The 20,805-nt window shown below is 67.1% G+C and carries 21 protein-coding genes; 9 read left to right on the forward strand and 12 right to left on the reverse strand.

The genetic code is table 11. The features are described from left to right. Window positions 1–304: 304 nt before the first annotated feature. Together AC1RQG_RS07165 and AC1RQG_RS07170 are read left to right on the forward strand one after the other, a co-directional pair. Window positions 305–706, forward strand: a complete 402-nt coding sequence (locus tag AC1RQG_RS07165; protein WP_493129753.1) for a VanZ family protein — start codon at window positions 305–307, stop codon at window positions 704–706. Between the two features lie 456 nt (window positions 707–1,162). Then, window positions 1,163–1,627 (forward strand): hypothetical protein, encoded by a 465-nt coding sequence (locus AC1RQG_RS07170; RefSeq protein ID WP_493129755.1) that lies wholly within the window; start codon window positions 1,163–1,165, stop codon window positions 1,625–1,627. A gap of 46 nt (window positions 1,628–1,673) precedes the next feature. Here the strand turns inward: AC1RQG_RS07170 and AC1RQG_RS07175 are convergent, their stop codons facing one another. From AC1RQG_RS07175 to AC1RQG_RS07185, 3 genes are all read right to left on the reverse strand, one after another. Next, a complete protein-coding gene (locus AC1RQG_RS07175; RefSeq protein ID WP_493129756.1) occupies window positions 1,674–2,618 on the reverse strand; it encodes a TraB/GumN family protein in 945 nt (314 codons plus the stop codon). Window positions 2,619–2,868: 250 nt separating this feature from the next. Continuing rightward, window positions 2,869–4,371: a dipeptidase gene (locus tag AC1RQG_RS07180; protein WP_493129758.1), complete on the reverse strand. Its 1,503-nt coding sequence runs from the start codon at window positions 4,369–4,371 to the stop codon at window positions 2,869–2,871. A gap of 70 nt (window positions 4,372–4,441) precedes the next feature. Then, entirely contained in the window at window positions 4,442–5,197 is a 756-nt protein-coding gene (locus AC1RQG_RS07185) for a substrate-binding periplasmic protein (RefSeq protein WP_493129760.1), read from the reverse strand. 210 nt (window positions 5,198–5,407) lie between these two features. Here AC1RQG_RS07185 and AC1RQG_RS07190 point away from each other — a divergent pair, with 210 nt between their 5' ends. Then, a complete protein-coding gene (locus tag AC1RQG_RS07190; protein WP_493130028.1) occupies window positions 5,408–6,586 on the forward strand; it encodes an MFS transporter in 1,179 nt (392 codons plus the stop codon). Window positions 6,587–6,606: 20 nt separating this feature from the next. On the opposite strand, the gene AC1RQG_RS07195 is transcribed toward AC1RQG_RS07190, so the two are convergent. The 7 genes from AC1RQG_RS07195 to AC1RQG_RS07225 form a co-directional block, all read right to left on the reverse strand. Continuing rightward, window positions 6,607–7,074, reverse strand: coding sequence for a hypothetical protein (locus AC1RQG_RS07195; protein WP_493129762.1), 468 nt, complete (start codon window positions 7,072–7,074; stop codon window positions 6,607–6,609). 3 nt (window positions 7,075–7,077) lie between these two features. Beyond that, a complete protein-coding gene (locus tag AC1RQG_RS07200; protein WP_493129764.1) occupies window positions 7,078–7,932 on the reverse strand; it encodes a hypothetical protein in 855 nt (284 codons plus the stop codon). A 1-nt stretch (window position 7,933) separates the two neighbouring features. Further along, window positions 7,934–8,758: a hypothetical protein gene (locus tag AC1RQG_RS07205; protein ID WP_493129766.1), complete on the reverse strand. Its 825-nt coding sequence runs from the start codon at window positions 8,756–8,758 to the stop codon at window positions 7,934–7,936. Window positions 8,759–8,886: 128 nt separating this feature from the next. Further along, complete coding sequence (locus tag AC1RQG_RS07210; protein ID WP_493129768.1) at window positions 8,887–9,399, reverse strand: DUF6160 family protein; 513 nt, start codon at window positions 9,397–9,399, stop codon at window positions 8,887–8,889. A 166-nt stretch (window positions 9,400–9,565) separates the two neighbouring features. Further along, on the reverse strand, window positions 9,566–10,078 hold the full coding sequence (locus AC1RQG_RS07215; protein ID WP_493129768.1) for a DUF6160 family protein: 513 nt from the start codon (window positions 10,076–10,078) through the stop codon (window positions 9,566–9,568). A gap of 131 nt (window positions 10,079–10,209) precedes the next feature. Beyond that, window positions 10,210–10,722, reverse strand: a complete 513-nt coding sequence (locus AC1RQG_RS07220; RefSeq protein ID WP_493129770.1) for a DUF6160 family protein — start codon at window positions 10,720–10,722, stop codon at window positions 10,210–10,212. A 158-nt stretch (window positions 10,723–10,880) separates the two neighbouring features. After that, window positions 10,881–11,393: a DUF6160 family protein gene (locus AC1RQG_RS07225; RefSeq protein WP_493129772.1), complete on the reverse strand. Its 513-nt coding sequence runs from the start codon at window positions 11,391–11,393 to the stop codon at window positions 10,881–10,883. Window positions 11,394–11,932: 539 nt separating this feature from the next. On the opposite strand from AC1RQG_RS07225, the gene AC1RQG_RS07230 reads away from it, so the two are divergent. The 6 genes from AC1RQG_RS07230 to AC1RQG_RS07255 all read left to right on the forward strand — a co-directional run bounded on the left by AC1RQG_RS07230 (window position 11,933) and on the right by AC1RQG_RS07255 (window position 17,943). Then, window positions 11,933–12,697, forward strand: coding sequence for a C39 family peptidase (locus AC1RQG_RS07230; RefSeq protein WP_493129774.1), 765 nt, complete (start codon window positions 11,933–11,935; stop codon window positions 12,695–12,697). A 55-nt stretch (window positions 12,698–12,752) separates the two neighbouring features. Then, window positions 12,753–13,799: a transporter gene (locus AC1RQG_RS07235; protein WP_493129776.1), complete on the forward strand. Its 1,047-nt coding sequence runs from the start codon at window positions 12,753–12,755 to the stop codon at window positions 13,797–13,799. Further along, complete coding sequence (locus AC1RQG_RS07240) at window positions 13,800–15,422, forward strand: OmpP1/FadL family transporter (protein ID WP_493129778.1); 1,623 nt, start codon at window positions 13,800–13,802, stop codon at window positions 15,420–15,422. It abuts the gene before it with no gap. Between the two features lie 32 nt (window positions 15,423–15,454). Further along, window positions 15,455–16,045 carry a DUF2059 domain-containing protein gene (locus tag AC1RQG_RS07245; protein ID WP_493129780.1) on the forward strand — a complete coding sequence of 197 codons (591 nt, stop codon included), beginning with the start codon at window positions 15,455–15,457 and terminating at the stop codon, window positions 16,043–16,045. A 131-nt stretch (window positions 16,046–16,176) separates the two neighbouring features. Then, the gene (locus AC1RQG_RS07250; RefSeq protein ID WP_493129782.1) at window positions 16,177–17,175 is read left to right on the forward strand and encodes an AraC family transcriptional regulator; all 999 of its coding nucleotides are present in this window, start codon (window positions 16,177–16,179) and stop codon (window positions 17,173–17,175) included. A gap of 75 nt (window positions 17,176–17,250) precedes the next feature. Next, window positions 17,251–17,943 (forward strand): cyclic di-GMP-binding domain-containing protein, MshE-related, encoded by a 693-nt coding sequence (locus tag AC1RQG_RS07255; RefSeq protein WP_493129784.1) that lies wholly within the window; start codon window positions 17,251–17,253, stop codon window positions 17,941–17,943. 73 nt (window positions 17,944–18,016) lie between these two features. On the opposite strand, the gene AC1RQG_RS07260 is transcribed toward AC1RQG_RS07255, so the two are convergent. Together AC1RQG_RS07260 and AC1RQG_RS07265 are read right to left on the reverse strand one after the other, a co-directional pair. Beyond that, complete coding sequence (locus AC1RQG_RS07260) at window positions 18,017–19,648, reverse strand: M28 family peptidase (protein WP_493129786.1); 1,632 nt, start codon at window positions 19,646–19,648, stop codon at window positions 18,017–18,019. Between the two features lie 146 nt (window positions 19,649–19,794). After that, the gene (locus tag AC1RQG_RS07265) at window positions 19,795–20,733 is read right to left on the reverse strand and encodes a nucleoside recognition family protein (RefSeq protein ID WP_493129788.1); all 939 of its coding nucleotides are present in this window, start codon (window positions 20,731–20,733) and stop codon (window positions 19,795–19,797) included. Between the last annotated feature and the right edge of the window lie 72 nt (window positions 20,734–20,805).

The following is a 20,805-nucleotide window of genomic DNA, read 5'->3' on the forward strand; positions in this document are numbered from 1 at the left end:
AAATAGTTTTAAGCCCGCTTTCATCAGCGGGCTTTTTTTTGTCAATGTTGCGCCCTGTCATGGCCGCGTCACATTCCCCCCCTATACTGGCCACATCTGCAGTACATGCACCCGATACGCATGATTGCAGCCAGGCGCGCCGGATGCATTCCGGCGTGCCACCCGGATTCCAGGCGCGGCGCCCCCAGCGGCGCCCGCCACACCGCTCTTGGCCCGCTTGGGTTTTTTGAGCCCGCTTTGAACAGCGGGCTCTTTTTTTATCGGGAACGTGGTATCTTTCGCATCATTTTTCCAGACCCAGCCCATGCCCGCCCTGCTGAACCAGATCTTGCTGACCGATACCCATGCGCGCCTGCGCTACCGGGGCGCCCTCGTGCTCTACGCGCTGATCCTGGTATTGGGCTCGGTTCCGGGCGCCCGCCGCGATATCGGCGAGGTGGCCTCCGGCGTGCTGCTGCATTCGTGCGCCTATGCCGGCCTGACCTTCCTGCTGTTCACGGGCGGTACCGGCGGCGCCGCGCGGCGGGCCGCCAAGGCCGTGCTCACCATCGCCATGATGGGCGCGCTCGATGAATATGTGCAGAGCTTCTTCCCCTACCGCCATGCGGCCGTGTCGGACTGGCTAGTCGACTGCACAGCCGCCGTGGTGACCTCCGGTCTGATGTGGCTGCTGTGGCGCCGCTGCAAGGCGCCACTGGCCAGCTGAGGCGGTGGCGCGCTCGACATCGAGGCGCATGGCCAACAATTGCTCCGACCTGGCGAGCCGCACCAATCCATGCAAGGCATGCGCGAACACATGACGCTGGCGCACGTCCGCCGGATCGCCATACGTCGCATCAATTAATTCCTCGATCATGTTATCTGTCGCGCTCGTCAACATTTGGCTGTCCTGTGAATGGCTACCCGTCGATTATTGCGTGTCCGCGACAGCGTTCTTTTGAGCTGAATCAACTCTTTCGCCGAGGGAATGAACATGATTTTCCGACAATCATTTGCGCCAAATACAAATTGGCCGCGCCGCGGTTTGATCCCGCTCAATGCGCACTATCGCGCGCCGAACGAACACCGACATGGCTACTCTTACGTTGGCGGCCCATCGCGATGGAGGGCTTGCCTGGCCTCCCGGCACCACCGGGCGTCAACATCCCACAAGGAGAAAAGCATGAACAACAAACTACCAACACGCTGGTTGGGCGCATTGTGCGTGCTGCTGGCCGCCTGCAGCAGCACGGACAGTAACCGCATGAGTTCGACGGATGGCGGCACCAGCAGCAGCTACGGCACGCCCAGCAACACCAGCAACACCAGCAGCACCACGGGCGGCATGAACAGCAGCGCCAACAACGCCGCCACCAGTACCACCAGCAACAGCAACAGCACGACCATGGCGCAAACTTCCTACGGCGTGGTGCAGGCCATCGACCAGGTGATGCGGCAGGATGTGGGCGTGGGCGCCGTGGGCGCGGCGGCCGCCGGCGGCACCATGGGCTCGCCCACGGACAAGGTCTACCGCATCAAGCTGAAGCTGGACGATGGGACGGAACAGTCGGTGGTGGTCGATACCCTGCCCACTTACCAGGTCGGCGACCGGATTCGCTACAGCAACGGCAAAGTGGAGCGCTACTGAGCGCGCGCGGCGCCGCCGTCACCCCGGGCCCGGCCAGCCGACGTTCCTAGTACAACTGTTCGATGGCGTAACCGCGTTGCCTGAGCAATTGCGGCAAGCCGTTGTCGCCGGCCAGATGCAGCAGGCCCACCCCCACGAAGGCGACCCGGTCCTGCAGCAGGATGCGTTCGATGGCGCTGGCCATTTCCGGATTGCGCTTGCCGAGCAAGGTGGTCTGCATGAAGGTGGCGTTGACGGAGGTGCCAGCCGTGAACGCGTGCAGCGCGGCGTTGATGCGCGGCGTGTCGGCCGCGCGCCAGGCCTCAATCAGGCCGCGTGAACGTTTGAGCGCATCGCCGTCCTCCAGATCGGCCAGGTTCTCGCGCAGGTACTGTTCCTGCTGCGCGGCGTCGAGCGTGTCGAACATGGCCAGTTGATAGTCGGCGCTCTCGAGTTCGCGCACGGTCTTGTCCCCGTGCTTGGCCGCCGCCAGCAACATATATTCGGCGGCGCCGCTGCGCCGGTAGCCATTGCGGTCCAGTTCCAGCCCCTGCAGCATGTTGCCGATCAGCCAGGGCTTGTAGCGTTCCACGTCGTGCAGCGGAATGCCGGCGCGCGCCAGCGCCTGCACCAGCTGGCGCAAGGTGGCCGGCGACACGTGATGCACGATGCTGTCGCCGTCCGCGTACATGCCGTGCTTGTGCAAGGCGGTCTGGAAGGCCTCGTTGGAACGGATATCGAGCTCGACCACAACGCTGCTGGCGTCGGCCAGCGCGCGCGCCACTTCGGGCGCCATCAGCGTGTCGTCGTCCCGGCCCACGTGGATGGTGCCATACAGGTAACCGATATGGCCGTCATGGCTGATCCGGTACAGCGCGCCGTGGCGCGGGGAGGCCGCCGCGCCCGCGATGGCGGCGTCATCGGTCGGCAGGCTGTCGACGGCGCGCGCGGCGTCCACGCAGAACAGGCAGAGCAAAACCGGCAGCAGGTACGGCAGAATGGAAAAACGCATGCGCTCCCCTTGCCGGACCGGGCGGGGTGCGGCGGGCTGATCATCAATATTGGCGAGGAAGAAAGTGCGCCCAGAACGGGCATCACCGTTGCCTATGGTAAATCAGGATGTGATGTCCGGCAGCACTTATTTGCGCTGCCGAAAGAAAAAAAACGGAACTGTCCATGACGGGGAAACGGGCGCGGCGACGCGCGCCCGCGCGGCCGCGCGCGCCGCGTGATCGCTATGACAACCATGCGACAAGGCGCCGTCAGCGCGCCATTTCCACCATGACGGCCGTGTACATCTGCAGGTTCAGCAGCAGCTGCTGTTCCGTGATGAATTCGTGCTCGGAGTGCCCCGTGTAGACCGTATGCGGCATGGCCGGGCCGAAGCTGACGGCGTGCGGGAACAGGCGCGAATTGGTGCTGCCGCCGATGGCCACCGGCCGCGCGTCGCGCTGGCCCGTGTAATGGGCGAACACGGTCAGCAGCGTGTCGAGCTGCGGCGCGCTGTCCTGCTGCCACGGGTCGCCGATCTCGGCCGTCAACGTGGCCTGCGCCAGGTGCGCCGCCTTCCAGCCGTCGAAGGCCTGGCGCACCTGGGCTTCCAGCTCCTCCTTGCTCTTGCCGCGCGGACGGCGCAGGTTGATGTTCAATTCCAGCCCGGCCGCATCCTGCTTGAGCACGGTGGGCGCCACCGTCATCGGCCCCATGAACGCATCGCGGTAGGCGATCGCGCCGAAGCGCTCGCCGTACAGGCCCGTGCCCACCAGCTCGTTGAGCAGGCTGACCATGGCGCCCGGCGCCGTGCCCTGCCACGGACGCACCTGCAAGGCGTCGGCCAGCATGCTGATGGCGTTGACGCCGGCCTCCGGCTTGGACGAGTGGGCCGACAGGCCGCGCGCCGTGACCGTCAGCGCATCGTCCTGCCAGCTGAACTGGTAACGCATGCCGGACTGGGCCGCGCCGCGCGCGCGGATCTGCGCTTCCAGCGCCGGCGTCGCGTGGGCGATCACGGCGCTGGCGTCCTCCGGAATCTGGCTGCCGAAGAAGCCGCCCTTGAACGATCGCAGCGCGGGGCCGTCGCCGGCCGGCGCCGGCTGGGCCGGCATGGCGATCTTGAGCGCCCCCCAGCCCTTCTCCGCCGTCACGGCCGGGTATTCGGAATCGAGCGTGATGTTCATCTGGGGCGGCGTGTGGTCCTTCAGGAAAGCCTGCAACGGCGCCCAGTCCGATTCCTCGGCCATGTACACGTACAGCTCCAGCCGTTTGCCCAGCGCCACCTTGCGGTCCTTGATGGCCTTCATCGCGTACATGGCGGTGGCGATCGGGCCCTTGTCGTCCTCCGTGCCACGGCCCAGCAGGCGGCCCGGCTCGCTGCTGCGGTCCAGCTCGAACGGCGACCTGGCCCATTTCGATGGATCGACCGGCTGCACGTCGCCGTGGGTGATGATGCCGACCCGTTCGCTGCCGCTGCCCAGGCCGATCACCATCACGTAGCCATCGTCATGGAAGTCCAGCCCCAGCCGTTGCGCCTCGTCGCGCAGGTAGCGCTTGAAGCCGAGCTGCTGCGGGTTGCGCTCGAACGGCACGGCCGGATCGGCCACCGTGTTGTAGCGCACCATCCGCCCCAGCGTATCGATCAGCGCGCCACGGTAGGTGGCCAGCGCGTAGGCCGCCGTGCCGGTGGCGGTCTCGCTCAGGGACGCGGCCGATGCGGCGCCCAGCCATGGCGCCAGCAACAGCGGCAACAACACGCGTTTTTTCAACATGGGAGTGGCAATGATGATAATCGGGCAACGAGTCTAGCACGGGAGCGCCGGCCTTGCAGGCCACCGCCCGTTATTGATAGCGGGCCACGATGCGCGCCACTTCGCCGTCCTTGACGAGGCGGGTGATGGCCTTGTTGATCGCCTCCACACCGACCTGCCCGCGCGGCGACACCGCGCATTGCCCGAGGTAGGACTTGACCAGCAAGGGCGGATAGACGGACAGCCGTTGGCCCGTCTTCTGGTGATAATCGAACACGTTCTGCTGGGTGACGACATGGTGCAGGCGCCCCACGGCCAGCTTGCGCAGGTTGGCGGAACTGGAGGGGCCATCCTCGCGCACGAAGTCCGGGCCCAGCACGCGCTCCAGTTCCGGGTGGAAGTAGCCGAGCACGGTGGCGATGACCTGCCCCTTCAGGTCGGCCAGCGCGGCCGGACGCGCCACCGAGGTGTCCGTCACGACCACTTCACGCACCGGGAAGAAGGGCTGGCTCCAGTGGAAATTGCCCGGCAGCCAGGGCGGAACGTACATGCAGATCAGGTCGGCCTTGCCCTGCTCCAGCGCCAGCCCGATGCGCTTGCGCGGCAGGCCCAGGAACACGGCTTGCCGGCCCAGCGCGGCCGCCAGCGCCAGCCCGACGTCGCGGTGCTCGCCATCGACCAGCTGGTTGTCGCGGAACGCCGCCATCGGCATTTCCGTGCCCGTGTCCACCAGTACGATCAGCGACGGCGGCGCCGCCGCCGCCGCGCTGGCCGTCGCCACGGCCACGGCCAGCGCCAGCCGCGCCAGCCGCGCGCGGGCCGGCCGGCACGGCGCGGCCGTGCCCATGCCCGCGCCAGCCGTTGCGCCGCGTCCTGTATTGTGATGTCCACCCATGAACGGATTATATGCGCTGTTGCGCCCAAGAATTTCGACGCCGTGTCAAAACCGGGGTGCGCTCAGCAACAATCGGCGGGCGCCGGTAGAATGACCGGCCACCGACCACCGGAGTCCGCCGTGACATCGACGCACGCCCCGCAACAAGACATCGCCCCAGCCATGGTGTGGCTGCTGGCCATCGCCACCGGCCTGATCGTGGCCAACCTGTACTACGCGCAAACGCTGGTCGGCCCCATCAGCCGCGCCACCGGCATGGCGCCCGGCGCGGCCGGCCTGATCGTGACCCTGACCCAGATCGGCTATTGCCTGGGATTGCTGTTCATCGTGCCGCTGGGCGACCTGCTGGAGAACCGCCGCCTGATCGTCACCGCCCTGCTCACCAGCGCGGCGGCCCTGCTGGTGGCGTCCGTGGCCGGCAGCGCGCCGCTGTTCCTGTCCGCCGCGCTGTGCATCGGCCTCGGTTCCGTGGCGGCCCAGGTGCTGGTGCCGTTCGCGGCCCACCTGGCCCTGCCGGAGACGCGCGGCCAGACCGTGGGCAAGGTCATGAGCGGCCTGCTGCTGGGCATCATGCTGGCCCGGCCCGTGGCCAGCCTGGTGGCCGGCGCGCTGGGCTGGCATGCGATCTTCGTCATCTCGGCCGTGGGCACGGCCGCGCTGGCGCTGTTGCTGCACCGGCGCCTGCCGGCGCGCCAGCCGGTGGCCACGCTGCGCTATCCGGCGCTGCTCGCGTCGATGTGGCATTTGCTGAAGACCACGCCCATCCTGCGCCGCCGCGCCGCCTACCAGGCCTGCATGTTCGGCGCCTTCAGCCTGTTCTGGACCACGGTGCCGCTGGCGCTGATGGGGCCGGATTTCGGGCTGGACCAGACCGGCGTGGCCCTGTTCGCGCTGGCCGGCGTGGCCGGCGCCATCGCCTCGCCCATCGCCGGGCGCCTGGCCGACGGCGGCCACAGCCGTTCCACCACGGCGCTGGCGCTGACGCTGGGCGCGCTGGCGTTCGCCGCACCGCTGCTGGTGCACGCGGGCCGCAGGGCCGACCTGTCGTTGCTGGTGGCCGCCTCCATCGTGCTCGACATGGGCGTCTCGGCCAGCCTGGTGGTGGGCCAGCGCGCCATCTTCGCGCTGGGAGCGGAGATCCGCAGCCGCCTGAACGGGCTGTACATGGCGCTGTTCTTCATGGGCGGCGCGGCCGGCTCGTCGCTGGGGGGATGGATGTACGCCCACCATGGCTGGCAGGGCGTGCTGCTGACGGGGCTGGCCTTCCCCGGCCTGGCGCTGTGCGTGTTCGCGACCGAATACCTGGCGCCCGCCAGGCCATTCCCGCGCCAGTCGGCCTGACGCTCAGACGATGCGCATGATCAATGCGACCACAGCCGCACCTGGCCTTGCAACGAGACGTTGCCGTTGATGTTCAGGCTGCCCAGGTTGCCGGTCACGGGCGCGGTCGGATCGGTCTGCACGCTGAGCGACTCGAAGCCGAAATTCCCGTAGCGCACATAGCCGGGCAGGCCGATGGTGATGGCGTCGCCGCCGCCGTCGCTGCGCTGCTGCACGCCGACGCTGACGGCCCACATGTCGATGCTGCCGCGCAGGTTCTTGATCACCAGGTAGCGGTTCTGGCCGTCGCCGTTGAAGCCCAGCGACAAACGGCTGTCGGCCACCGCGCCCACCAGCGTGGGATCGTTGAGCACGATGTGGGCCGCGAAGCTGATGCCGTCGCCGCCGGTCACGGTCGACATCTCGGCGTCCTCCAGCGGACGCAGGCCGCCGGCCAGGGCTTGGGTGCAGCCGGCCAGCGCCAGCAAGGTGAACCATAAACGTTTCATCTGTCAGCGCCTGAATTTGATGTCGAGATACTGGATCTGCATCGAGCCGATGCGCGAGGAACCCAGGTCCACCGTCGGTTGGTTGGGGCTGGTGAACGAGATGTTGTCGATCGCCAGGCCGCCGGCCGGCACCGTGCCGTTGCCATAGCGGCTGTCGGGCCAGTCGATGCCGATGTGCAGGCGCGGGCCCGTCTCGTCCGTCAGCGCGTTGATCACGCCGGGCTGGGCCGCCACCGAGGCGATGGTCCACGGCGTGTTGTTGAAGGCGCCGTTGGCGTCCACGCCGCCGATGTGTATCCCGCTCAGCGTCATCTGCTCGGTGGCGTCGTCGCGCCCGCGCGGACGCAGGGCCAGCTGGCCCACGTCCATGCGCAGCGCCGCGCCGAAGGCGATGCCATCGTTCACCTGCGGCGTGGTGAACTGCAGGCCGCCGCCCACCATCACCAGGTCCTTGACCACCACGCTGCCGGCGTTGCGGTCGATGCCGTCGCCGTTCACGCCCCAGTCCCAGGCGAACTGCCAGCGCTGGTCGGCGTTGGCGTTGACGGGGAAGCGCAGGTCGATCACGTCGGCCAGGCCGGCGGCGCCGGGCACGATGTCGAGCCGGTACGGGTCCGAATACGGCAGCGGATTGTCGCTGCGCGCGGCGCTGAATTTCTCCACCCACAGGCTGCGGCCGTCGGGCGCGGTGTAGGTCAGGCGGGCGTCGCCGCCCATCGAGAAACCGTTGAGGTCGAAGCTCACGCCGTCGCCGCCGCGCACCGACGACAGCGCGTTGTCGGTCAGCGGCTGCATGGCGCCGGCGTGCTGCCAGCACAGCAGGCCCAGCATGAGGAACAGGCGGCGGGCGGTCGTCATGTCAGCGCACCTTGGGCAGGTTGGGCGGCGTCACGCCGTTGGTGCTGATGGCCTGCAGCTTGTCGCGCCAGTTCAGCCAGATGCCGGCCTGGGCCGCGTCGGGCAGCTGCGTGGTGCCGGACGGGGCCTGGAATTGCACGCCCGTCTTGAGCACCGAGACCCAGAAATCGCGGCTGGGGCCGTTCGCGTCGCCGGCCGTCACGCCGCCCAGGTTGGCCAGGCTCAGGCACGGCGCGGTGCAGCTGCCGTCCCAGCGCTTGCCGCCACCGGTGGTGTCGGTGTGGCTGTCGAGCGTGATGGCGCTGCCGTCGGCGGCCTGGCCCTGCACCAGCATGGAGCCGGACAAGGTGCTCAGCTTCAGGCCCACGTCGCCGCTGATGGCGTCGAAACCGAAGCGCATGCCGATCACTTCGCGCGCGGCGTTGTCGCCGGCGTTGCGATAGACGAATTCGAAATAGGGATTGCTGATGTGCACCAGGCGCTGGGCCTCGGTGCCGTCGCTGCGGCCGAACTGCAGCAGCGACATGTCGATGTCGGCGCCGCTGCCGTTGCGCGGCGCGTAGTTGTACTCGCCCAGGCGCAGGCCCTTGAAATTGGCGCTCAGCGTGATGTCGGCGTCCAGCGCCACCTTGGTGAAATCGAAGCCGCCATAGCTGCTGTTGGTCATGGCCATCAAGCCCTGGCCGCGCGTGGCCGACAGCTCCTCATCGTCGAGCGGCCGCATCTGGGCCGTCGCCAGTTGCGCCGTCAGGCCGGCCGTCAGCAGCACAGCCGCGCGGCACAGGCGAGCGCGCAGGCCCGGCTGGAATGGGAAGGACATCGTCATCGGTTCAACCTGGCAGTGGACGAGCGCGGCGCGCCCGGACTGGATGAACAGGATGCCGGCGCCGCGGCGCCCGCATCTTGCAATGTGACGGCCGCGCAGGCGGCCGTTGGGTCAGTGGACAGGAGCGATCAGTGCGCCCAGATCCACACTTGGGTGCCGCGCAGGTCGACCTGGTTCATGGCGACCGAGCCGAACGAAGCGGCGTTGTTGCCCATCTTGATCGAGTCGACCGAGATGTTCAGCAGCTTGCCGGCGGCCACTTGCACGTCGGCCGGGATGGCGATCTGCACCACGTCGCCGCCGGTGGCCGGGTTGTAGAAGGTGCCTGGGTTGGTCACGCCGGCGGCGCCAGCGGCGGCCAGGAAGGAGTTTTTCGACAGGATGTCGATGCTGGCGGCGATCAGGCCTTGCACCTTGATGCCGTTGAAGCTCACCGAACCGCCACCCATGCCGTTGGCGTCGAGCGCGTCGGTGTCGGTGTAGACGAAGGAATCCATCTTGATGTTCAGGTTGGCGGCGATCGACACGCCATCCTGGCCGCTGACAGCGCTCAGTTCGGTATCCTGGATCGGGGTCATGGCCGATGCGGACAGGGCCAGGGTTGCCAGAGCGGCTGCGACTGCGGTTTTGATGATTTGCATTTGGTGGTCTCCGATTGTAGTTGTAATTTGTATTTGTATTTGTGGGTGCTACGGGTGCTACGGGTGCTACGGGTGCTACTGGTGCTGCCGGCGGCGCCGGGCCGGCGCCGCCGTACTGGGACTCCGTCAGGCCGCCGCGGACCAGGCCGCGGCGGTCATAGCCGGATTAGTGTGCCCAGATCCACACTTGGGTGCCGCGCAGGTCGACCTGGTTCATGGCGACCGAGCCGAACGAAGCGGCGTTGTTGCCCATCTTGATCGAGTCGACCGAGATGTTCAGCAGTTTGCCGGCGGCCACTTGCACGTCGGCGGGGATGGCGATCTGCACCACGTCGCCGCCGGTGGCTGGGTTGTAGAAGGTGCCTGGGTTGGTCACACCGGCGGCGCCAGCGGCGGCCAGGAACGAGTTTTTCGACAGGATATCGATGCTGGCGGCGATCAGGCCTTGGACCTTGATGCCGTTGAAGCTCACCGAACCGCCACCCATGCCGTTGGCGTCGAGCGCGTCGGTGTCGGTGTAGACGAAGGAATCCATCTTGATGTTCAGGTTGGCGGCGATCGACACGCCATCCTGGCCGCTGACAGCGCTCAGTTCGGTATCCTGGATCGGGGTCATGGCCGATGCGGACAGGGCCAGGGTTGCCAGAGCGGCTGCGACTGCGGTTTTGATGATTTGCATTTGATGGTCTCCGAAAGTAGTTTTGGTTTTTTTTGCTTATAGTCGTGTGCTGCGGGCGGCGCCGCGCGGACGCCGCCGTGTTGCGTTGCCGTCAGACCGCCCCGGCCGAAGCCGGCGCGGTCAGGAACGGATTAGTGTGCCCAGATCCACACTTGGGTGCCGCGCAGGTCGACCTGGTTCATGGCGACCGAGCCGTACGAAGCGGCGTTGTTGCCCATCTTGATCGAGTCAACCGAGATGTTCAGCAGCTTGCCGGCGGCAACTTGCACGTCGGCAGGGATAGCGATCTGCACCACGTCGCCGCCGGTGGCTGGGTTGTAGAAGGTGCCTGGGTTGGTCACACCAGCGGCGCCAGCAGCTGCCAGGAACGAGTTTTTCGACAGGATGTCGATGCTGGCAGCGATCAGGCCTTGGACCTTGATGCCGTTGAAGCTCACCGAACCGCCACCCATGCCGTTGGCGTCGAGCGCGTCGGTGTCGGTGTAGACGAAGGAATCCATCTTGATGTTCAGGTTGGCGGCGATCGACACGCCGTCTTGACCGCTAACAGCGCTCAGCTCGGTATCCTGGATCGGGGTCATGGCCGATGCGGACAGGGCCAGGGTTGCCAGAGCGGCTGCGACTGCGGTTTTGATGATTTGCATTTGGTAGTCTCCGAAAAGTTTGATTTTAATTAAGAGGTATTTCTTTTCTTTTAAGGTTGCAGGTCCATGTTAGGCACTGCCACCGGGTCCGTCCAGCTTGCTGCGCTGACTTTGCAGGCCAACGAAACGGCCTGGGAAGCCAGCGCAACATGGCCCGATTAGTGGGCCCAGATCCACACTTGGGTGCCGCGCAGGTCGACCTGGTTCATGGCCACCGAGCCGTACGAAGCGGCGTTGTTGCCCATCTTGATCGAGTCGACCGAGATGTTCAGCAGCTTGCCGGCGGCCACTTGCACGTCGGCCGGGATGGCGATCTGCACCACGTCGCCGCCGGTGGCTGGGTCGTAGAAGGTGCCTGGGTTGGTCACGCCAGCGGCGCCAGCGGCGGCCAGGAACGAGTTCTTCGACAGGATGTCGATGCTGGCGGCGATCAGGCCTTGCACCTTGATGCCGTTGAAGCTCACCGAACCGCCACCCATGCCGTTGGCGTCGAGCGCGTCGGTGTCGGTGTAGACGAAGGAATCCATCTTGATGTTCAGGTTGGCGGCGATCGACACGCCGTCCTGGCCGCTAACGGCGCTCAGTTCGGTATCCTGGATCGGGGTCATGGCCGATGCGGACAGGGCCAGGGTTGCCAGAGCTGCTGCGACTGCGGTTTTGATCAATTGCATGTTGTTCTCCAAGATTAAGTTATTTAAAAATTATGTGTTCTTGTCATGACCACCAGGCCCATGGCTCCGGGTAAGGAACCATTTATGCGGAAATTGCCGCCTGTCTACCGCAATCCCCAACTGCGTCGCAGCGGGCGGGATCGCCATGAACTCTTAATATTTAAATATTAATTAAATTTATGATATTGGCCGGTCTTGGCCCCGGTCCACTGTCTCGCGCTGACTCGCAAAGCCAACCACTTGACCTCGCGAGCCACACAGAGTGAGCGCCGTGTTGCGCGGCTGTTGCTTGCGATAGCATAAGTTTTAGGCCGCATGTTAGAAGTTACTTTCTAAAAAAACAGATGCTGATCCTGCTCAAAAATGCGTTAATAAGTTACAAAAAAACAAAGAACAGTTGTTGCCTTAATAAAGCACGATCGTTCTAATCGAGATAACTTGGAGAAACGATGGAAGCAGTCATGGGACTCGGGGAAGCGCCTGCCCCCACACCGCGCGCGCGGCTGATCTGGTTCGCCACCCGCTAGGGGGATCCTCCCATGCTGATGATCTTGCTGGGCGTGGTCGCCGCCCTGATCGGTGGCGCCGGCGCCATGTCGCGCCATGAACCGCTGGACCGCCCCAAGGGCCAGCTGGAAATGCCGCAAGCCCTGCTGGGCGGCGGCCATTACAACCAGACGCTGGAAGTGGAGCCCTACTCCGAGCTCAAATACCACAACATCGTGCACCAGGCGTACGACTTCAGCTGCGGCTCGGCCGCGCTGGTCACGCTGCTGACCTACCACCTGGGCCTGAACGTGACGGAGCAGCAGGCCATGGAGGGCATGCTGGAAAAGGGCGAGAAGGAAAAGATCATCGAGCGCCGCGGCTTCTCGCTGCTCGACATGAAACGCTACGTGGCCTCGCTGGGCGCCTCGGGCGCCGGCTACCGGGCCGAGATCGCCGACCTGCGGACCCTGACCGAACCGGGCATCGTGCCGATCGACTTCGGCACCAAGCACTTCGTGGTGCTGCGCGGCATCCGCAAGGACGTGGTCTACATCGCCGACCCGTCGCGCGGCAACCTGGTGTTCTCGCTCGACGAGTTCGCCAAGCTGTGGGACAAGAACGCCCTGTTCATCATCAGCCCCGGCAAGGGCAAGAAGGCCGCCGGCAGGCTGGCCCTGACGGACAAGGAACTGGGCATGGTCGACATGGACCAGGTCACCAACCACGGGCGCCTCGACGCGCTCAACAACGCCGCCCACCTGCTGGAGCGGGCCGTCAATTCGGGCGCCGCCGGCACCTGGATGCACCGCCAGTGACGGCAAGGCAAGCCACCCCCATCTATCTGCCCCAACTTTCGCCAGAGGATTGTTCATGACTCCACGCACCACGCCATCCGCCCGCCACGCCCTCGCCGGCGCCATCGCGTCCGCCCTGCTGCTGGCCCTGCCGGCCCACGCCGAGCAGACCCCGCCGGCCGACGCGGCCACCAAACCGGCCGACGCGGCCGCCGTGCGCGAGGCGCTGGCCAAGAAGGAGGGCGAAGGCGACCAGAGCAAACTGCTGAAGGAGACCCTGACCTCGGTCGACAAGCAATACACGCTGATCCGCCACAACCAGTTCCAGTTCAGCTACGACCTCACCTACAGCTACATCGGCCAGGAGAAGATCGTCACCGACCTGGCCGGTGGCGGCGTGTCGCTGTTCAGCATCGAGAACACCAGCTCGCACACCATCACCAACACCTTCTCGGCCGACTATGGCTTGCGCGACAACCTGACCGGCAACGTCACGCTGCCGGTGCTGTCGCGCTATTCCGACAGCGGCTCGGCCAGCGGCGTGTCGAACTCGCTGGGCGACATCTCGCTGGGCGGGCGCTTCCAGCCGTTCGAGGCCAAGCGCGACGCGCCCGGCGTGACGCTGACCGGCAACGTGCGCCTGCCCACCGGCCGCAGCCCGTTCAAGATCATCGCCGGCAGCGGCCAGGCCACCGGCAGCGGCGTGACGGCGTTCTCGGCCGGCCTGAACGTGAACCGCATCGTCGACCCGGTGGCCCTGTTCGGCTCGCTCAACGCCACCGTCAGCCTGCCGGCCGCGCACCTGTACCAGGTCAACGGCACCCGCATCCTGACCAAGGTGCAGCCGGGCGCCTCGATCGGCTTCGGCATGGGCTTCGCGTACGCGCTGTCGTACGACATCTCGACCACGATGTCGTTCCAGGAGGCGATCTCGGCCGGCTCCAAGCTGCACTTCGCCGACGGCCTGGTGGCCAAGACCACCATGCAGACCTCGGCCATCCTCAACATGGGCCTCGGCTACAAGGTCTCGCCCAAGACCACCGTCAACCTGTCGGTGGGCATCGGCCTGACGTCCGACTCGCCCAACATCACGGTGGGCATGAACCTGCCGCTGTCGTTCTAAATGGCGGCGCGTACTGCACTCCGGCCGCTGCGGCGGCTGGTCCTGGCCACGGCCGTGGCGGCCGCCTGCGCGCCGGGCGCGCGCGCGGCGCTGACGGAGAACCTGACCACCAACGTCACGGCCATGGCGCTGGGCAACGCCGTCACGGCCGACCCGCCCGGCATCGGCTCGGTCCACTTCAACCCGGCCGGCCTGGCCCGGCTCGAGGGCGACAGCGAGACCATCCACAACTGGGCCGCCTCGATCCGCACCAGCGCCAGCTTCCACCAGCCGGCCGGCTTCGACGTGGGCGGCTGGACCGAGGACCCGCTGAACGGCAAGAGCACGGGCCCGGTGCGCCAGATCATGTACGTGCCCGGCTACGGCATGCCGGGCTGGCGCCTGCCCGGCGTGGTGGTGCCGGGGCTGGGCATGGCCTGGAACAAGAAGGGCTCGCCGTGGACCTTCGCCACCGACAGCTACATGTCGCAGGCGATGAGCCTGGACCGCACCACGGACGTGGACGACCCCGGCCAGTACGCCGGCCGCCAGATCCAGATCCAGCGCCTGGTCTACCTGTCGCCGTCGGTCGGCTACAAATACTCGGACACGCTGCGCTTCGGCGCGGCCGTGCCGATCGCCCACGCCGCCTTCGTGGTCGACACCAACATGCGCTTCCCCAACGAGCTGCTGGGCGTGTTCGGCAAGCTGCAGCAGGGCTGGTGCCCCGAGAACGGCGGCAACATCATCGACACCTTCGGCTTCGGCGTGTGCGGCGGCGGCAAGGACGGCATGGTCAGCCCGTTCAAGAACGCGGCCAACATGCGGCTCGAGATGACGGCCCCGGTCGACCCCACGCTGAACCTGGGCGTGCTGTGGGAGCCCAAGCCGTGGTTCGCGCTGGGCGCGGTCTACCAGGGCGGCTCCAAGACCCACTACACGGGCAGCTACCAGTTCAGCACGCAGCCGATGCTGCGCAACTTCGTGCGCGGCCTGAACTCCAGCCTGCTGGGCCCGATCGCCGGCGCCGTGCTCGGTTTCCCCTCGTCGATCCCGGCTATCCAGAAGGGCAACATGAGCGCCACCATCCCCTTCCCCTACCACGTGCAGGTGGGCATCAAGCTGCGCCCGGTGCACATGGTGCAGCTGAACGTGGACGCCAGCTACGCCAACTGGAGCGAATGGAACGCGCTGACGTTCCAGTTCGACCAGAGCATCAAGCTGCTGGAGGTGGCGCGCCTGTACGGCATCCCCGATTCGAGCAAGCTGACCATCCCGCGCGGCTACAAGAGCCTGCTCAACTTCGGCTACGGCCTGCAACTGTTCCCGCACGAGCGAGTCACGTTGCGCTTCGGCTACGAGCCGCGCAAGACGTCGGTGCCGTCGGACAAGGTGGACCTGATCGCGCCGCTGCCCAACACCAAGCTGCTGAGCGCCGGCATCAACCTCAAGCTGAGCAAGACGATGGACCTGAGCCTGACGGGCTCCTACATGACAGGCAAGTTCAGCACGCCGGCCAACACCGACTGCAACATGAACTGCAACACGTTTTTGAACATCATTTACAACCCGTATGCCGGGCTGGACGTCAATGCCGACATCCACGTGCGCTATTTCGGCTTCGAGCTGACCAAGCGCTTCTGAGCACGGCGGGACGGATTTTTGGAGGAGTGACCATGCAAGCAGACATCAAGACCACCATCGCGGCGCTGGCCCTGTGCGGCGCCAGCCTGGGCGCGCTGGCCGCCACGGCGGCCCCGGCCCCGGCCCCGGCCGCCGCGCCGGCCGCCGCCGCCACCAGCCCGGCCAAGCAGGCGTTGATCGACAAGATCCTCGCCCTGTGGAACATCGACAGCATCGGCCAGTCCATGCTGCAGGCGCCGGTGGCCGACGCCGTGCAACAGGCGCGCGCCATGCTGCAGGGCCGCGCGTCGGCGGAGAAGCGCGACGCGGCCATGACCGACATCGTGGCCGAGGCCCGCAAGTTCATGGAGGAGGCCACGCCGATCACGCGCGCCAGCGCCGACAAGCTGATCCCCACCACGGTGGCGCCCATCCTGGCCGAGCGCTTCAACGAGGACGAACTGCGCCAGCTGGTGGCCATCCTCGAATCGCCCGTCAAGAAGAAGTTCGAGGCGCTGGTGCCGGAGATGCAGCGCAAGCTCGGTGAGGGCGTGGCGACCGACAGCCGCCCCGTGATCGACGCCAAGATGAAGGGCTTGACGGAAAAGATCGGCCTGCGCCTGCGCGCGGCCGTCACGCCCTGAAGCGGTGATGCCGCGCCCCCGCATCCCCGTTTCGATGTTTTCACAGTGGTGACACACAGGAGGTTCAACTTGTCCACGTACACTGCCCCCGCCCCGGTCCGCGCCCCCGCCACCTTGCTGGAGGTGGCGCCATGACCTACTCATCCGCCCTGCACCTGGTGCGCGGCGTCAAATCGCGCCTGGCCCAGTCCGGCGTCGAGGCCGACGCCCTGTTCGCCGAGGCCGGCCTGAATGAAGGCGACGGCCTCGCCTGCGACGCGCTGACCCTGTCCGACAAGCTCAGCCACCTGTGGGAGTTGCTGGTCGAGAAGTCCGGCGACCCCCTGCTCGGCCTCAAGGTGTCGACCCCGCACCGGCTCGGCTGGCTGGGCGTGATGGGCCACATCATGCTGGTCTCGCCCACCGTGCAAAGCACGATCGAGCGCTGCCACGGCCACACCCGGGTCGGCCTGGTGCTGCCGGGCGCGCGCCGCGCCGTGCCGCAGCAGCGCTACGACTTCGTGTGGTGCGTGCTGCTGCGCACGCTGCGCTGCGCGGCCGGGCGCGACGACGCCACCCCGGTGGTGGTCGAATACGCGTTCCCGCAGCCGGCCAACGCCCGCGCCTACGAGGAGACGTTCGGCTGCCCGGTCAAGTTCGACATGCCGCACAACGTGATGGAGTTCGCCGACGCCGACCTGGTGATGGCGCTGCCGCCCAACCCGCCGCTGCAGGATGGCGGCGGCCAGCGCGTGCTGGCCAGCCTGGCGCGCGCCGAGCCGCCCACCTTCTCGGCCAAGGTGCAGGGTCTGCTGGCCACGCTGCTGCCCAAGGGCCCGCCGCACCGCGACGACGTGGCGGCCCAGCTGATGATGAGCGAGCGCACGCTGCAGCGCCGGCTGGCCGAGGAAGGCACCAGCTTCACCACGCTGGTCGACGACACGCGCCGCGAGCTGGCGCGCCAGTCGCTGAGCGCGGGCGAGCTGTCGCTCAAGATGTTGAGTTTCCAGCTGGGCTTCTCCGAGCCCAGCGCGTTCTACCGGGCCTGCAAACGCTGGTTCGGCATGGCGCCGTCGGACATCGTGCACCTGGCCCACCAGCCGGGGCCGCAGGTGCCCGCCATGCTGCCGCCGCTGCGCGAGACGGCCTGAGGGGAGACGACCGCCGCGCGCAGCATACGATGCACCTCAACGATCCACTCTAACCACGAAGAAGGGGAGTACGCCATGGGATGGCTGTCCACCAACCACCACAAATCAATGTTCGGTCAGCTGCTCGTCAAGAAGAAGCTGATTACGCAGGAACAGCTGGACCGCGCTATCGAACACCAGCGCAACACGGGCCAGCGCCTCGGTGACATTTTCGCCGAGTGGGACATCATCACCCATGAGCACATCCACGACATCCTGCGCACCCAGCGCAACCTGCGGATGGCGGCGGCCATCGCCACCTCGCTGCTGGCGCCGCTGGAGACCTACGCGGCCGAGGTGCTGCCCACGCTGGCCGTGACCACCCCGGTCACGCTGCGCAAGGAACAGTCGGGCATGCAGATGCTGACCGAGGACGAGCTCGGCGACACGGCCGCGCAGGGCCTGAGCGAGGACCTGGTGGCCCAGGTGAAGAACTCGGTCAAGAGCAACGGGCTGGAGATCATCGGCGACATGGCCAAGATCGTCAATCCGGTGCTCGGCTTCCTGGAGTCGGACGTGACGATGAAGAACGTGCTGTACGATCCGAGCAAGGCGGCCGCCACCATCAACAAGGATGGCTCGCTCACGCTGAGCCTGCCCACCTCGATCGGCGAGATGAACTTCAACAACATCCGCATCCGCGGCTCGGACGGCCCCAGCTTCGGCAGCATCGCCATCAAGGGCATCGACCTGACGGGCACCGTGATCTCGCTGTCGTTCCACCACTGAGCCACAAAAAAAACGGGGCCGGCCAACGCGTCCCCGCATTGGCCGGCCCCGTTGGCCTTGCCGGCGGCGCCGCTTAGTTGGCCGCGCGCGCCTTGCCGAACGCGTCGCCGGCGCGCCACGCGGGCATCTTCGGCGCGTTGGCCACCAGCCGGCCCAGGTTGAGCGTGAACTGCGCCTGCTGGGTCATGCCCGACAAATCCCAGCTCGGGTCATACTCGTCCGTCACCTGGTGGTAGCGCGCCTGGTAGGCCTCCACCCTGGCCTTGGAGCCGGCCGGATCGTGGATGAACTCGCGGCCCGCGTCGATCGAGAACGCCGGCACGCCGGCCTTGGCGAAGTTGAAGTGGTCGCTGCGGAAGTAGCCGCCGATCAGGTCCGGCTCCGACAAGGCGATCTGCATGCCCATGCCCTTGGCGGCGGCGGCGGCCAGCTTGCCCAGCTCCGTGCGCTCGCTGCCCTGGGCGCCGATGTCGCGCGTGGGGCCGACGAAGTTCAAGCTGTCGAGGTTCAGGTTGGCGGCCGTCTTGGCCAGCGGCCACAATGGCGCCACCGCGTAGGCCTCGCTGCCCAGCAAGCCCTGCTCCTCGGCCGCCACCCACAGGAACATCTGGCTGCGCCTGGCCGGCGCCTGCATGGCCGCCTTGGCCATGGCCAGCAGCGCGGCCGAGCCCGAGGCGTTGTCGACGGCGCCGTTGTAGATGGTGTCGCCGCTGTCGCCGTGCTTGCCCAGGTGGTCCCAGTGGGCGCTGTAGATCACCACTTCATCCTTCAGTTTGGGATCGGTGCCCGGCACCACGCCGGCGATGTTGAACTGCTCGACCTTGCGCACGGCCGCCTTCATCTCGCCGTCCAGCGTGGCGTTCAGGGCCACCGGCTGGAAGTCCTTGCGTTCGGCGGCCGCGCGCAGCTGGTCCAGATCCTGGCCGGCGGCCTTGAACAGGGCGCGCGCGGTGGCGTCCGTCATCCAGCCCTGCAACGCCGTGCCACGGGCGCCGTCGGCCAGCTGGAAGCGCTCCACGCCGGCCCAGCTGTGCTGCACCACGCTCCAGCCGTAGGTGGCGCTGGCGTCCGTATGGATCAGCAACACGCCGGCCGCGCCGCGGCGCTTGGCCTCCTCGAACTTGTAGGTCCAGCGGCCATAGTAGGTCAGGCCCTTGCCGGCGAAGCGGTTCGGTTGCTCGGCCGTGGGCTGCGGGTCGTTCACCATCATCACCAGCAGCTTGCCGGTGACGTCCTGGCCCTTGTAGTCGTCCCAGCCCTCCTCCGGCGCCGTGGCGCCATAGCCGACGAACACCAGCGGCGCGTTGAACGCGTGCGTGTCCTGGGCGTCGCCCGGCGCCCACACCCAGTCCTGGCCGTAGGTGAGCGCCAGCGGCTGGCCGCCGGCCGTCAGGTGCAGCGAGCTCTGGTCGGGCAGGCCGACCACGCCGGCGATCTTGACGGACTGGCGGTAGCTGTTGCCGTTGCCCGGCTTCAGGCCCAGCGCGAGGGCCTGGTTTTCCAGGTAGGCCACGGTGAGGTCGGCGCCGCGCTGGCCGGTGCCACGGCCTTCGAGCACGTCGTTGGAAAGGAACGCGAGGTGTGCGCGCAGCGGCGCTTCCTGCACCTGCGGCGCGCTCGTGGCGCTGCCGGCGTGGGCGGGAAAGGCCAGCGCCAGGCCGAGGGCCAGGGCGGTGGCGGCGAACGATGGGGTCAATTTCTGCATGGGATCCTGTGGGGGTAGATGAGGATGGGTGCGAACGATAAGTGCGACGGACGAATGCGACGGATAGGCGCGGTCCGCTGCGCCGCGCGCACATTGTAAGGCAACTGGCCGCGCCCGTTATTGCGCGGCGCAACATTGGCGAACGGTCAAGCGAACAGCAGGTGGGCCGCCGTGCGCAGTGCGATGCCGGTCAGCGCGCCGAACGCGGCCGGCCGCCACACGGCCGCCACCCGCCGTCCCGACGAGATCAGGATCGCCACGCCGGGCAGGTCGAACGGGTTGAGCAGGAAGCCGGCGCTGCGGTTGAGCATGGCCGCGTTGGCCGCGCCGCGCCGGATCATTTCATCCATCACGCCCATCCAGGCGGTGGCGCCGCCGAGGAACTTGGTGACGGCCGGCAGGATCATGGCCGGGTCCAGCCGCAGCCACGCCATGGGCGCGGCCAGCGCGCGCGTGAGCAGGTCGATGGCGCCAGCCGAGCGCAGCATGGTCACGGCCACCAGCGACAGGATCAGCATCGGCAGCGCGGCCACGGCGATGCGGAACGATTCGGCGCCGGCCCGGTTGATCACGTCCAGCACGCCCTTGGCGTCCTCCGCCACCGGGTGGGGCACGGACTGGTCCACGCTCAGTTCGGCGCCGTTCAGGTGGCGGCCGTACACGTAGTAGGCCGAGGCCGAGGCGGCCAGTCCGCCGGCCAGCGCGCACAGCAGGGTGAAGCCGAAGTGCAGGCCCATGGCCGTCATGGGGATAGAGATGTTGGCCTGGGCGGCGGCCAGCACCAGCGCCAGCGTGGCGGCCAGGTGGCGGTCGGACGCGCCGCGCTGGTCCATCATGGCCAGCGTGGCGATGGGCGCGGCGAAGCTGACGAAACTGATCTGCAGCATGGCGAAGATCGACAGCCCCGTCAGCCCGAGCGGGCGCAGCAGCGGCGCCAGGCGCGCCACCAGCCAGTCCAGGATGCCTTTCGCCTCCAGCAAGCGCATCAGCGACAGCATCACCACCATCACGGGCAGCAGGATGAAGAAGGCCAGTTCCACGGCCGATTTGCCGGCCCGCAGGATGATGTCGGTGAGCAGTTCCATGGCCGCTATCTTAACCGCTGACACGCTTTCCGGCCGGGGCAAACAAGTTTATTATTTCTCAACTCGCATTTT

The organism is Rugamonas sp. GW822-FHT03B10, assembly GCF_058801745.1.

Excerpts from the sequence above, each read along its gene's own strand:
- AC1RQG_RS07165 (WP_493129753.1), top strand. The coding sequence starts at position 305 with ATGCCCGCCCTGCTGAACCAGATCTTGCTGACCGATACCCATGCGCGC.
- AC1RQG_RS07170 (WP_493129755.1), top strand. The coding sequence starts at position 1,163 with ATGAACAACAAACTACCAACACGCTGGTTGGGCGCATTGTGCGTGCTG.
- AC1RQG_RS07175 (WP_493129756.1), bottom strand. The coding sequence starts at position 2,618 with ATGCGTTTTTCCATTCTGCCGTACCTGCTGCCGGTTTTGCTCTGCCTG.
- AC1RQG_RS07180 (WP_493129758.1), bottom strand. The coding sequence starts at position 4,371 with ATGTTGAAAAAACGCGTGTTGTTGCCGCTGTTGCTGGCGCCATGGCTG.
- AC1RQG_RS07185 (WP_493129760.1), bottom strand. The coding sequence starts at position 5,197 with ATGGGCACGGCCGCGCCGTGCCGGCCGGCCCGCGCGCGGCTGGCGCGG.
- AC1RQG_RS07190 (WP_493130028.1), top strand. The coding sequence starts at position 5,408 with ATGGTGTGGCTGCTGGCCATCGCCACCGGCCTGATCGTGGCCAACCTG.
- AC1RQG_RS07195 (WP_493129762.1), bottom strand. The coding sequence starts at position 7,074 with ATGAAACGTTTATGGTTCACCTTGCTGGCGCTGGCCGGCTGCACCCAA.
- AC1RQG_RS07200 (WP_493129764.1), bottom strand. The coding sequence starts at position 7,932 with ATGACGACCGCCCGCCGCCTGTTCCTCATGCTGGGCCTGCTGTGCTGG.
- AC1RQG_RS07205 (WP_493129766.1), bottom strand. The coding sequence starts at position 8,758 with ATGACGATGTCCTTCCCATTCCAGCCGGGCCTGCGCGCTCGCCTGTGC.
- AC1RQG_RS07210 (WP_493129768.1), bottom strand. The coding sequence starts at position 9,399 with ATGCAAATCATCAAAACCGCAGTCGCAGCCGCTCTGGCAACCCTGGCC.
- AC1RQG_RS07215 (WP_493129768.1), bottom strand. The coding sequence starts at position 10,078 with ATGCAAATCATCAAAACCGCAGTCGCAGCCGCTCTGGCAACCCTGGCC.
- AC1RQG_RS07220 (WP_493129770.1), bottom strand. The coding sequence starts at position 10,722 with ATGCAAATCATCAAAACCGCAGTCGCAGCCGCTCTGGCAACCCTGGCC.
- AC1RQG_RS07225 (WP_493129772.1), bottom strand. The coding sequence starts at position 11,393 with ATGCAATTGATCAAAACCGCAGTCGCAGCAGCTCTGGCAACCCTGGCC.
- AC1RQG_RS07230 (WP_493129774.1), top strand. The coding sequence starts at position 11,933 with ATGCTGATGATCTTGCTGGGCGTGGTCGCCGCCCTGATCGGTGGCGCC.
- AC1RQG_RS07235 (WP_493129776.1), top strand. The coding sequence starts at position 12,753 with ATGACTCCACGCACCACGCCATCCGCCCGCCACGCCCTCGCCGGCGCC.
- AC1RQG_RS07240 (WP_493129778.1), top strand. The coding sequence starts at position 13,800 with ATGGCGGCGCGTACTGCACTCCGGCCGCTGCGGCGGCTGGTCCTGGCC.
- AC1RQG_RS07245 (WP_493129780.1), top strand. The coding sequence starts at position 15,455 with ATGCAAGCAGACATCAAGACCACCATCGCGGCGCTGGCCCTGTGCGGC.
- AC1RQG_RS07250 (WP_493129782.1), top strand. The coding sequence starts at position 16,177 with ATGACCTACTCATCCGCCCTGCACCTGGTGCGCGGCGTCAAATCGCGC.
- AC1RQG_RS07255 (WP_493129784.1), top strand. The coding sequence starts at position 17,251 with ATGGGATGGCTGTCCACCAACCACCACAAATCAATGTTCGGTCAGCTG.
- AC1RQG_RS07260 (WP_493129786.1), bottom strand. The coding sequence starts at position 19,648 with ATGCAGAAATTGACCCCATCGTTCGCCGCCACCGCCCTGGCCCTCGGC.
- AC1RQG_RS07265 (WP_493129788.1), bottom strand. The coding sequence starts at position 20,733 with ATGGAACTGCTCACCGACATCATCCTGCGGGCCGGCAAATCGGCCGTG.